The 12,212-nt window shown below is 30.6% G+C and carries 12 protein-coding genes; 1 reads left to right on the top strand and 11 read right to left on the bottom strand.

Going from position 1 to position 12,212, the window contains the following annotated elements; genetic code table 11:
- Positions 1 to 2: 2 nt before the first annotated feature.
- From V1T75_RS08275 to V1T75_RS08260, 4 genes are all read right to left on the bottom strand, one after another.
- Positions 3 to 1,706: a tetratricopeptide repeat-containing sensor histidine kinase gene (locus V1T75_RS08275; RefSeq protein WP_330488079.1), complete on the bottom strand. Its 1,704-nt coding sequence runs from the start codon at positions 1,704 to 1,706 to the stop codon at positions 3 to 5.
- A 2-nt stretch (positions 1,707 to 1,708) separates the two neighbouring features.
- Positions 1,709 to 2,359: a hypothetical protein gene (locus V1T75_RS08270; RefSeq protein WP_330488078.1), complete on the bottom strand. Its 651-nt coding sequence runs from the start codon at positions 2,357 to 2,359 to the stop codon at positions 1,709 to 1,711.
- 105 nt (positions 2,360 to 2,464) lie between these two features.
- Positions 2,465 to 3,142, bottom strand: a complete 678-nt coding sequence (locus V1T75_RS08265) for a ZIP family metal transporter (RefSeq protein WP_330488077.1) — start codon at positions 3,140 to 3,142, stop codon at positions 2,465 to 2,467.
- Positions 3,139 to 3,867, bottom strand: a complete 729-nt coding sequence (locus V1T75_RS08260) for a class I SAM-dependent methyltransferase (protein WP_330488076.1) — start codon at positions 3,865 to 3,867, stop codon at positions 3,139 to 3,141. Before V1T75_RS08260 ends, V1T75_RS08265 begins: the two co-directional genes overlap by 4 nt.
- Positions 3,868 to 3,980: 113 nt before the next feature.
- Here V1T75_RS08260 and V1T75_RS08255 point away from each other — a divergent pair, with 113 nt between their 5' ends.
- Positions 3,981 to 5,162 (top strand): THUMP domain-containing class I SAM-dependent RNA methyltransferase, encoded by a 1,182-nt coding sequence (locus V1T75_RS08255; RefSeq protein WP_330488075.1) that lies wholly within the window; start codon positions 3,981 to 3,983, stop codon positions 5,160 to 5,162.
- Between the two features lie 38 nt (positions 5,163 to 5,200).
- On the opposite strand, the gene V1T75_RS08250 is transcribed toward V1T75_RS08255, so the two are convergent.
- The 7 genes from V1T75_RS08250 to V1T75_RS08220 all read right to left on the bottom strand — a co-directional run bounded on the left by V1T75_RS08250 (position 5,201) and on the right by V1T75_RS08220 (position 12,148).
- Positions 5,201 to 6,637, bottom strand: coding sequence for a serine hydrolase (locus V1T75_RS08250; RefSeq protein WP_330488074.1), 1,437 nt, complete (start codon positions 6,635 to 6,637; stop codon positions 5,201 to 5,203).
- A 1-nt stretch (position 6,638) separates the two neighbouring features.
- Entirely contained in the window at positions 6,639 to 7,073 is a 435-nt protein-coding gene (locus V1T75_RS08245; protein ID WP_330488073.1) for a MarR family winged helix-turn-helix transcriptional regulator, read from the bottom strand.
- Between the two features lie 358 nt (positions 7,074 to 7,431).
- Complete coding sequence (locus V1T75_RS08240; protein ID WP_330488072.1) at positions 7,432 to 8,202, bottom strand: pentapeptide repeat-containing protein; 771 nt, start codon at positions 8,200 to 8,202, stop codon at positions 7,432 to 7,434.
- Positions 8,203 to 8,322: 120 nt separating this feature from the next.
- Positions 8,323 to 8,595 carry an HU family DNA-binding protein gene (locus V1T75_RS08235; RefSeq protein WP_099216100.1) on the bottom strand — a complete coding sequence of 91 codons (273 nt, stop codon included), beginning with the start codon at positions 8,593 to 8,595 and terminating at the stop codon, positions 8,323 to 8,325.
- A gap of 186 nt (positions 8,596 to 8,781) precedes the next feature.
- A complete protein-coding gene (fmt, locus tag V1T75_RS08230) occupies positions 8,782 to 9,726 on the bottom strand; it encodes a methionyl-tRNA formyltransferase (RefSeq protein ID WP_330488071.1) in 945 nt (314 codons plus the stop codon).
- Positions 9,727 to 11,613 carry a RecQ family ATP-dependent DNA helicase gene (locus tag V1T75_RS08225; RefSeq protein WP_330488070.1) on the bottom strand — a complete coding sequence of 629 codons (1,887 nt, stop codon included), beginning with the start codon at positions 11,611 to 11,613 and terminating at the stop codon, positions 9,727 to 9,729. It abuts the gene before it with no gap.
- A complete protein-coding gene (locus V1T75_RS08220) occupies positions 11,606 to 12,148 on the bottom strand; it encodes an ATP-binding protein (protein ID WP_330488069.1) in 543 nt (180 codons plus the stop codon). Before V1T75_RS08220 ends, V1T75_RS08225 begins: the two co-directional genes overlap by 8 nt.
- Positions 12,149 to 12,212 lie beyond the last annotated feature (64 nt).

The following is a 12,212-nucleotide window of genomic DNA, read 5'->3' as shown; positions in this document are numbered from 1 at the left end:
TATTATAGTGTGGGGATGTTGATGATAATAGAAGTGCCTTTATTTGGAGTAGAATCAATAGTAAAGGTCCCTTTTAAATGGTTTACTCTTGTTTGTATAGAGGTGATTCCCATTCCGTCTTTCTCTCCCGCGTTATTAGAAGGAACAAATCCTTTTCCATTGTCTTCTACAATGATATTTAAATTTTGGTCGTATAAAGCAATATTTACAGTTGCTTCAGTTGCTTCAGCATGTTTGATAATATTGGTAATAAGCTCCTGAATAATTCTAAAAACCGTAATCTCTATATTGTTGTCTAATCTTTTATTCAATCCGAAATCGAGTACCTGTATAGTAATTTTATTAGCATCCGATATTTTTTCAGCCATGAGCTTAATAGCTGTTAACAGTCCTTTATTAGCGAGAACCCCTGCATTTTTAGCATGGGCAATATTTCGAACCTTTAAATAGGTTTCGTCTATGAGTTTCTCTGTCTTTTCATACAATTCTTCTTGATTAAAGTGTTTTTTTTCTCGGTTGAGTTGTAGGTTTTCAAAATGCAATTTTAAAGTAGCTAAAACACTGCCAATATTGTCATGTAAGTCTTCGGCAATACGAATGCGTTCTTTCTCCTGACCGTCAATCATTGCATTGATCGTATTGATTTCTTGCTCTTTTAATAAAGTTAGGTTTTTTTGTTGTTCTAACTCTTGTTGTTGTTCTGCTAACAAGCGTTTTTTGTGGGAATTTTTTAAGGTCAATAATCCAATAATTCCTCCAAAGCAAAGAAGAGAAAGTGCAGCTATAAATAAATTGCGATTTTGTTTTCTTTTTGATTCACTAATAAGGTTTTCAGCCTTTAATTTTTCATTATCATATTGTTCTTTAATTCTTGAAATTTCAGTATTTTGCTTACTATTATTTAAAAGTTCTTTGATAGAATCAAACTTTATAAAGTAGTTGTTTGCAAGTTTATATTCCTTATTAGATTGATAATTTAAAGCCAAACGTTCATATAGTTTTTTCAATAATTTTTTATTGTAGTGTTCAATCTTAACTGTTTCTGCTTTTTTAAGATACTCAATAGCTTTTTTATAAGATTTTTTTAAACGATAATGCTCAGCAATATTTAAGTAAGAAGAAAATAACTTACCATCCATGTTTAATTTGTGATATATGTTTATAGCTTTTTTATGGTTATTAATATCTAATATCGTATCGTATTCATTGTAGAGTGCTCCTAAATTGGTGTAAAAATTTGCTTGAAATAATTCGTTGTTAATTAGTAAGGATTGTTTTAATCCTTTTTTGTAAAATTTTTCAGATTTTTTAAAATCTTTTAAAAAATAATAAGAAGCAAGGTAGGCATTAGAAATAATTTGTCTGATAGTATCATTTGATTCTTCTGCGTAATTTTTGTATTTTATGAGATAGGGTAAAGGGTTTTCTGAGTTGTTTTTTTGAGAGTCAATGATATAAAATAGCTTTAAGTTACATTCAGCTACACTGTCTTTCAATTGTCTTGCTTCATATATTTTAAGGGCTTTTATAAAGCTCATATAAGCTAAGTCAGCTTTGTTTTGGTAACTATAGTTTAGCCCTTCATTAAAAAAAGAATAGGCAGAGCGCTTCTCTTTTTCTTGAGAAAATATCGGGTTTGATAAGAAAGGATTTATACTAATTATTAGTATAAATCCTATAAGTATATATGTATTTATAAAATTCATTATTAAGGAAAAGAAACAATAACTCCGCCTCCACTTTCTTTAGGTTGTTTGTCATCTATATTAAAATACTCTTGAAAAAAAGAATTTTCACAACTCCAAGTCCAATCTCCAACCCTTTCTAGTACAGCATGATGTCGATTGATGTATTTTAAAGAGTCTTTGAGAAAATTAGGAAGATAATCGTTAAAAACAAAAGTTTGTAAAGAATCTTTCATTTTTAAAGTAAGAGGTAAATTCGTTCTATAGTGTTTCAGTTTATGAGCAAATACCAGAGTGTCTAGTATATGTGTTTTTTCGCTAATTTCACAAACCTCATTTTTTGAATTGTCAGAAATAATAACAAGAATTCCTTTATTATTTCCGTTGGTTATATTGTAAATATTATAAAATTTAAAATTGTCATTGGCTACAGGAATTCTTAAAACAATTGAGTCTCGTGTATCTTTATCGAAATAACTAAAATCTTGACTACCAGTTACTATTTCTAGTTGACGTTTGTATATTTTCTTCTCTTTGGCTTTTATTTTTCGAGGTTTCTTCTTTTTAGAATAAGTTGTTAGGAGAAGAGGGGCTGTAACTTTTTTTTTAGGAGTCTCTTCACAGGAAAAGAAAAAGATGGTTATTAGGGTAATTAAAAGCACATTGTTTTTCATAATAAAATTTTGTTAGTTAGTACTTCTTCAAATTTCAGAAAAAGTTACAACATGACACTTACCTACAAGTAGGTAATTTTAGTTTTCTAAAGATAGAAAAACAAATTATAACGTAAAAACAGTCAATAAAACTCCCAAAACAATCGCTACAAATTTTTTGTAGTTGAATTTGTGATTTTCAGTACTTTCAAAGAGAATAATGGTTGAAATATGTAAAAATACTCCAACGATTAAAGCAGTAATTTCTGTATGGTATTGTGCTATTAAAGGAACTTTGTTAGACACTAAAATTCCGAAGGGACTCATGAATGCAAATACCGTTAAAAAGAAAAAGATTGTTTTTTTCGAATACTTTGCATGTAGCAAAAAGGTAGTTAAAACGATTGCAATTGGAATTTTATGTACAATAATTGCCCATAATAAATTATCACCTGCATGATGAATTGGTAAGCCTTCCGAAAAAGCATGAATACACAAACTAACAAAAAGTAACCAAGGAAATTTAGACGAATCAGAATGCAAATGTATATGCCCGTGTTCAGCTCCTTTTGAGAACGATTCTAAAACTGATTGAATAATGATTCCTACCAAAATTAAAATTCCCACAGACTTGGTGTTGTCGGTATGATGATATACTTCGGGCACTAAATGTAAGATGGTTACCGAGAGCAAATAAGCACCACTAAAGGCTAATAATAAACGAACGAAGGTAGTACTAGGTTTTAGTGTAAAAACAAATAAAACACCTACTAAAACAGAAATAATTAGTAATAAGTAACTCATTTAGCAACAATAATTAAGCGGTCAGAAGATTGTGAATTAAATTCATTAAGATTGTAATTGCCAAAAACATGTGTTACTTGTAGGCCAACACGATCAAAATACGATTGTAGTTTTTCTAAAGTTAGAAACTTTACACGTTCTGTATATGAGTGTGATTTTCCTTCAGCAGTAAAAGAAATATGTTTTAAGATAAACCCATCCTTAATTTCTTTTTGAATATTGAATTCAATGCCGTCAATAGTTTTTATTTCTTCTTTTACAAGTGTATTTTTTACTTTTTCAACATTTAAAAAATCCAAAACAAAGACACCATTTTCTTTTAATCCGTTTTGAATACTTTTTAAAACAAGAATATCTTCATTATCATCTTCAAAATAACCAAAACTGGTAAAAAGGTTAAAAATAGCATCGTATTTGCTTTCAATAGGCTTTCGCATATCCCAAACTTCAAAACGAAGCGTGTCATTCTCAAACTGTTTGGCATGTTCAATGCTGTTTTCGCTTAAATCACCTCCCACAACGTCATAGCCTAACGAGTTTAAGTACACCGCATGACGCCCTTTTCCGCAAGGTAAATCAGCAATACGACTCAATTTAGGAAGTTGTAAAAAAGAAGTGATATTACGCATAAAAAATTGTGCATCTGCATCGTTTCTATGCTTGTATAAAATATGATAGTATGGTGTATTAAACCACGAAGTAAACCAATCTGTTGTTGTATTCATAACTATAAAGGTCTGCAAAAATACGCAAAACTTACGTTTTTTATATTCAAAGTAGAAAAGATTCACAACAACCCAAAATTAGCTGTACTTTTGCAGTGAAATTTTACAGTTACATGGAAAAAGATTTTAAGATGACCGCCATAACCATGGCAGGTTTAGAAGGAGTTTTAGCAGATGAGTTACGACTGCTAGGAGCAATGGAAGTGAAAGAAGGAGTAAGGAGTGTTGCTTTTAGAGGTGATAAGGGCTTTATGTATAAAGCCAATATAGCTTTGCGTACGGCTATTCGTATTTTAAAACCGATTAAACGCAGTAAAATTTTTGATGAAGAAGATTTATACGAAGCAATTCAACGCGTAAAATGGGAACGTTTTTTAGATGTTGATGGTACATTTGCAATTGGTTCGGTAGTAAACTCAAAGAACTTTACTTCAAATTCACATTATATTAGCTTAAAATCGAAGGATGCTATTGCCGATTATTTTATGCATAAGTATGAAAAACGTCCGAATGTAGATTTAAAATACCCAGATGTAAAAGTTCATGTACACATTCATAAAGAGTGGCTAACTATTTCGTTAGATTCTTCTGGCGAATCATTACACAAGCGTGGGTATCGAAGTGCAACAAACATAGCACCGATTAATGAGGTATTGGCAGCAGGATTAATTTTGCTTTCAGGATATAATGGAGAAGAGAATTTTATCGACCCGATGTGTGGTTCAGGTACTATTTTAATTGAAGCAGCAATGATTGCCAATCAAATTCCTGCAAATATCAACCGTAAGCATTTTGCTTTTGAAAACTGGAAGGATTATGATGAAGATTTATACTTTGTTATTCAAGATTCGTTATTAAAAAAAATACGAAGTTCTCATTTTAAAATTATGGGATTTGATAAGGCTCCATCGGCAGTTAGAAAAGCACAGCAAAATATTATCAATGCGAATTTAGATGAGTTTATAGGTGTACATCACGTAAACTTCTTCAACTCAAAAAAAGAAGTGTTTGGTAAAACAACTATTTTGTTCAATCCGCCTTATGGAGAGCGTTTAAATATCGATGTAGAAGAGTTTTACACAAAAATTGGGGATACCTTAAAGAATAACTATCCGAATTCAACTGCGTGGTTAATTACGTCGGATATTCAAGCTTTAAAACATGTCGGTTTACGAACGTCGAAAAGAATACCGCTTAAAAATGCAGATTTAGACTGTCGCTTTGTAAAATATGAACTCTACGAAGGAAGTAAGAAAGCAAAGAAGAACTCTTCATTTAACGATGAAGAAGAATAAAAATAAAACTCCGCTGAAAGGCGGAGTTTTTGTTAGTGCTAATTATTCATAGCCAATAATTCGCGTAACTTCTCCTTTCCATTTAAATTCTCAGGGTTTATTTCTAAACTTTTTTGATAATTTTTTATAGCTTTTCTTATTTGTCCGTCCTTCATATAGGCTTCTCCTAAAGAATCATAGGCATTATAGGATTCAGGAAAGTAAAGCATTTCAAGGGTAAATAAATCGATAGCTTTTTTATAAAAACCTCTTTTAATCATATCATAACCTTTGGTATTTAAGTCAATTTCAGAAATTTTAAATTTTGATTTTCTAACTAAAGACGTTGCTTCTTCCAAGTTTTTAGTTAGGCAAGTTTTAATTACTTTTTTGGTAAAAAAGTAATTGTCTAGTTTGGGAGTATTTCCAGAAATAGTTTTTTCTATAAAATAGCGTACATCTAAAAAGCCTTTATCAGCATCTTTATTTGTAAGAATTATTACAGTATACCCTTCTTGTTTATAAACTCGCCATTCGCTACCTACCCCATAATGTCCTCCACTATGACCATATATATTACCTTCTTTTGGGTTTGGAAATTGCATTCCATAACCATAATGACTGTTTTTATTTAAAGGAGTAGTGAATAGTTTAGTGTGTTTTTTATTAAGTAGTTTAAAGTCTTTCAAAGCATTAGAAAACTTATACAAATCATCTAAGGTGGTATATCCGCCCCCATGAGCACCACCTCTTACAGGGTATGTGTGAAAGTTTATTTTTAATTTATTTGGATAAATATCTGAAACAGTATAACCTTCGGCAGCATTATTAATAGGGTGGTCTAAATCATAGTTTCCAGTATTTTTCATGGAAGCGACAGAGTAAATATTTTTTTCTAAGTAGTCATTATATTCTATACCAGATATAGCTTCAATAATCCTACCTAGTATTAAATAATTGGTATTACGGTAGGAGAATGTTTCACCTGGATTGGACTCCATTGGTTCATTTTCATACAGAGAACTAAAGTCATTTGTATGTCTAAATAAATCTTTAGACCTTCTTATAAAGGATTCTCTGGCAAAAAAATGAGGGATTCCACTTGTATGGGTTAAAAGGTGAGCTATTGTTACAGAATCTCTAACAGTTTTATTAGGGTAATTTGGAATAAACTTTCCGATATTATCTTGAAGTGATAGTTTTCCTTTTTGTATTAACTGTAATATGGCTACAGCAGTAAATGACTTACCAATAGAACCTTGATTGAATTTTGTGTTTGTTCTATTTTTAACTTTATGACCTAAATGAGCATATCCATAAGCTTTTTTGAATAGGGTGCTATCATTTTTAGCAATTAAAACTGCTCCACTAAATCCATCTAAAGAATCTACATAGTTAGCAATTTGAGTTATTTTTGGACTTTTAAAAGTAGTAGGTTTTTTATTAGTACAAGAAAAAGTTATTATAAGTACAAGTAAGTAGGCTAATCTCTTCATTTTAAGAATTGCAATTTTTAGTTATTTTTTTTAAAATTTTGTATAATTGTTCTAACTCTTCGTTGGACACATTATTTAAGGCAGTTTGTCTGTTTTTTTGTATTATCGGACTTAGTTTTTTTATAATTTCCTTTCCTTCATCCGTAATTTCTAACTTAGCCTTTCGCTTGTCTTTTCTATCTGTTGTTTTAATTAAATAGTTTTTAGATATCATTAGTTTCACTATACGTGTCATAGAAGCATAGTCTTTAAAAACTAAATCGGCAATTTTTGTTTGAGTTGTATTATTATTTTCTAATAACAATAAAATTAAGGCTTGGTCTACAGTAATATCAGGAACAACCTGTGAAATATTATATTGACTTAGTTTACGATATGCTTTTATGGTTTCCTCTATAGAGTAGAGTACGGTTGTTGTTGGAGTATTAAATGTCATTTTTACTTGATATATCAAACAAATATATTGTTTTATTTGATATATCAAGTAAAATAAATGATAAATATCTTGTATATGAAGGAGTTTACAGTGCTAAAATACTTTCGTTCAATACCATACTTAGGTATAGTATTAAAGTTCGTTTTTAGTTATTTCATTTTTCAGATGCATCCTTATTTTTTAATGTTTTTTTGATAATCGTAAGTTTGAAGATAAAGCGCTAGTAAATCAAGTTGCTATAAATTACTAACAAGAGTGTCAACTTAAGTTTTTTAAACAAAAAAACTCGTAATATTCATCACGAGTTTTTTGTTTTTAAGCTAAGTGTATTTTAGCCTCTTTATGGGGCGTATAGAGTTTACCTTTTCATTAAATACTTATTAAAACTTTTTCCGTTTATTTTAGTGTATTTAGAATCTATATCAAAAGCGACTTCCATTCCTGTAATGTCAAACTCTCCTGATACTTTGGTATATTTAATATTTAAGTCTTCTTCAAATTTTACATTTCTAAATGATACTCCGTCTTTAAATTCAGTGTATTTAAAAATAGCACTTTCTTTAAAAGCAGCGTTTTTAAAACTTACAAAACGGTTAAAATCTGCATATTTAAATGTAGCTGGTTCTTCAAAAGAAGTGTTTTCAAAAGTAATGTCTCTGTTAAATTTAGCATATTTAAAAGTAGAGTCTCCTTTAAACTTGGTATTAGAAAAGTTTGTGTTTCTTTCAAAGTCTGAATATTTAAACATTGCTTTTTGTTTAAAAGTACAGTCTTTAAATACTACGATATCTTCAAAATTAGCTACAAAAGTATAGCCACTTTTTTCGTGAGGAATGTAAGCTAATACATCATCATCAAAAACACAGTTTACAAAAGAAATTTTATTGGTAATTTGTTTTTCAATAGTATTAGATCCTCCGTTATTCCACCAACTTTTTCTTTTTGGTAATTTAGGTAAGGCTTCATCCATAAAAGTAAAGTCTAAGGAACCCTTAATTGTGGCGTTAGAAATTTCTATTGCTTTTCCGTTTTTAATATCTTTCATAAGATCTGATGCACTGACCGTTTTTTGTGCAAAAGCAGTTGAAAAACAAAATAAAAGGGCGACAACAGTAAGTATATTTTTCATTTTTAATGGTTTTAAGTTCTATATAATAGACAACCAGTATTTGTTTTTTGTGACACTTAAATAAAAAAAAACAGCATTTAGTTGCCTAAATGCTGTTTGTAATATGTTTCGTGGAAAATATTAGTTTACTGAATTGCTTAAACCAGCACCAGCTTTAAACTTAACTACATTTTTAGCAGCAATCTTAATTTCTTTTCCTGTTTGAGGGTTTCTACCAGTTCTAGCAGCTCTCTTAGAAACAGACCAAGTTCCCCATCCAACTAAAGCAACTTTATCACCTTTCTTTAAAGTTTTGGTTACGTTATCAGTTAAAGAGTCTAATGCAGCTTTAGCAGCAGCTTTTGAAATTCCTGCATCAGCAGCCATCGCATCGATTAAATCTGATTTGTTCATAATTTAAATAGATTTTAAAATTAATTAATATTTTTTTGCTTCAATAGCTCAACAAATATAGACGGAATGCGGGATTGTGCAAGATTTGACTTAAAAAAAACACCCTTTTGTTAATAAGTTGCTGTAAATTGTTAATAACCACTTATAGTTTTTTGTTAAAAACGTAAAAACCGCATAAACAAAGGGCTACAGCACTTTTGCTTCTTTTTCAAATTGATAACCATTTAACAAACTCTGAGCATCCATTAATTTTTTACCAGAAATTTTAATTTGATGAATATTTAAGTAACCATCTGTAACAGCTATTTTTAACTCTTTTTTAGAGGTGACAATAGTACCAACCTCAAGATTATGGGAAGAAGGGTCTTTACTAACTCCGTATATTTTAGCTGAAAGTTCATTCTCTCCATTTACAATGGTAGTCCAAGCAGCAGGATATGGATTCAATCCGCGAATATGATTGTAAATATCATTTAAAGGTTTAGACCAATCTATTTTACAGTTATGAGGATATAATTTTGGAGCCGATTTTTCTTCTAGTTCAGGTTGTTTAGTAGTGGCAACCTCTCCTTTAGCAATTAAATCTAAAGTATCTGCAACTAGTTGAGCGCCTAAGTGCATTAATTTGTCGTGTAACTCCCCAACAATTTCATCTTCTTTAATAGTTACTTCACTTTGTAAGATAATTTCTCCTGTATCAATTTTATCATCAATAAAGAAAGTAGTAACACCTGTTTTGCTTTCGCCATTTATAATTGCCCAGTTAATAGGCGCAGCACCACGATATTCTGGTAATAATGAAGCATGTAAATTAAAAGTACCATACTCTGGCAGTGCCCAAACGGATTTAGGTAACATTCTAAAAGCAACAACTACTTGTAAGTTAGCGTCCCATTTCTTTAAATTTTCTTGGAACTCTTCACTTTTTAAATTTGTAGGTTGAAGAATAGGCAAGTTTTGAGAAAGTGCATATTTTTTTACAGCAGATTGATTAAGCTTACGACCTCTACCAGCAGGTTTATCTGGAGCAGTAATAACTCCTACTACATTATAATCATTCTCCACTAAATGCTGTAAAATGGTAGCCGCAAAATCAGGAGTTCCCATAAAAACGATGCGTAAATCTCTCATTTATTTTAAAAAGTATTTATTGTTTTTTGTGTGTATTTTTTCTTCTGAAAGAAGCTCTCGCAAAAGTATTAAAATGTTCGCTTCTTTTTCATTTAATAGCGAGCAGATTTCAGTAACTGTATAGGTTTTTCCTTTTTGTAAGTTAGAAAGAATATCTTTTTGGTTTACATTAACTTTATTTTTTCTTTGTAAACAAACATCACAGATTCCACAGCTTAGAGAGCTGTGTTCACCAAAATAGGAAAGAAGTTGTACGCTTCTACAAACCGAATTGTTTTCTATAAACTGAAGTAAATCTCTATTTTTTTGTTTTTTCTGTTTAATGTATTGTTTGATGTTTATAGAAATTCGGTTGATGGTTTTATCATCTTCTCTTGGGTGTAAAAAGAAAAGCTCCGAATTATTAGTAGCTTTTGTGTAAGCTATTAATTCTTTTTGAGCTAACTTTTCTAAAGTGTCGATTACGAACCAAGAGGTAGTACCTAGCTTTTTAGCAATGTAAAATTCATCAATTTTTACAGGGCTTTCAAAAATACCACCATACATACGTAAAATTTGTTGGACAAAATTTTTAACTTGGGAGTTTTGATTTGTGTGTGATATAACTTGTTTGCTTGAGGCTAAAAACTGAACTGTCGATTTTTGCTGAAAGCTATGATTTAATTCAATAATTCCGTTATTGTTAAGTATTTGAAGAGTATTGAATGTTGTATTTGGAATCAAATTATACTTGTTACAAAAATCCAAAAAATTAAAATCAAAAGCTGTTTCTATCAGTTCTCCTTTAGCAATTTGAAAATGTTGATATAGTTTTTGATGAATCGTTTTTATATCTTCAAGGGTTGGCAGTGCTTTTTCAAGCAATTCACTACTTAAAGAAATATCACTATCGTTTGTTAATACTACAGAAAAAGCCTTCATTCCATCTCGCCCGCCACGACCTGCTTCTTGAATATAATTTTCTATAGAAGAAGGCAAGTTAAGATGAACAACAACTCGAACATTGGGTTTGTCTATTCCCATACCAAAAGCGTTGGTAGCAACTATAATCGGTGTTTTTTCTGTCATCCAATGATCAAAAGCTAACTTTTTTTCTACAGGAGAAAGACCTCCGTGGTAAAAAGAACTTTTAAAACCATGAGCATTTAAGTAGCTGCTAATTTCCTTGGTTTTACTACGGGTGTTTACATATACAATTGAAGGAGCTTTTGTTTTGGTGAAAATCTGGTTGAGTTTACCAAGTTTGTCTTCAATTTTAAAAATTTGATAGGCTAAATTCTCTCTAAAAAAAGACTTTTTAAAAATCGTAGGTGTTTCTAATTGAAGAGAAGAAATAATATCTGAAATTACTTTTTGAGTTGCCGTAGCTGTCAAAGCAATTATAGGGCTAGAGGGATGAAGCTCTTTTAAAACAGTGATGTTTTGGTAAGACGGACGAAAATCGTGTCCCCATTCAGAAATACAATGTGCTTCATCAATAGCTATTAAATTGACATTTAGTTGCTTAATTTTTTCTTGGATAAAATGCGATTGTAATCGTTCGGGAGAAATGTATACAAATTTGGTATTTCCAAACCGAATATTGTCAAAAAGCGTAATAATATCATCTTGTGTGCTTCCAGAAGGGATTAAAGTTGCTTTTATACCTTTATCAGTAAGGTTTGTAACTTGATCTTGCATCAAAGCAACTAAGGGAGAAACTACGATGCAAACCCCCTCTTTAGCCAATGCAGGTACTTGAAAGCAAATGGATTTTCCACCACCTGTAGGCAGTAAAGCAACAACATTATTTCCTGCTAAAACTTCAGTAATTATTTCTTGTTGCGGTTTTCTAAAAGAAGTATATCCCCAATAATGTTTTAATATTTGTAGCAATTTATCATACATCGTGTTTTAACGAATGTAAAATAAAATCACAACGTTCATGCACCGATCCAAAAGGAACATCAATAATATTGTAGCCTACTTCCTCATACGCCTCTTTTAAAAAGGCATCTATTTTCACCGATTGTTCGAAGGTCTCGTAACGTTCGTTATCCGATTTATAAATAGTCTCCCATGGGGCACACATAAACACTTTATTGTATAAATATTTATTGCTTTTTTCAATAAAAATATCGGGGTAGTCAGAACCTAAATAATTCATATATGCATGTACATCAGGAATTCCTCTATCAAAAAAGATAATCTCAGCATCACTTTGATGTGCATCTATATACTGTTGCTCTCTTCCTTCCAATAGTAGTTGGCTAAATAATAAAGGTTGCTCTAAAAAAAGCTGATCAATTCCATCTTTTTGAGCTTTAAGTGTAACCTCTCTTGAAATCTCTGGCATACATTCATAACCACGTCTAATAAATTCTCTTAAAATAGAGGACTTACCCGTACCAGGACCACCTATTAAAACTATTTTTTGTTGCATGGGGCAAAAATAAAAGTTTCAAGTTATAAATATAATAAATAGTGTAATTTTGTGCTTCATCATT

It is taken from the genome of Tenacibaculum sp. FZY0031, from assembly GCF_036350695.1.
In the GTDB taxonomy this organism is placed as follows: Bacteria; Bacteroidota; Bacteroidia; order Flavobacteriales; family Flavobacteriaceae; genus Polaribacter.
This window is presented reverse-complemented; position numbering and strand designations above follow the sequence as displayed.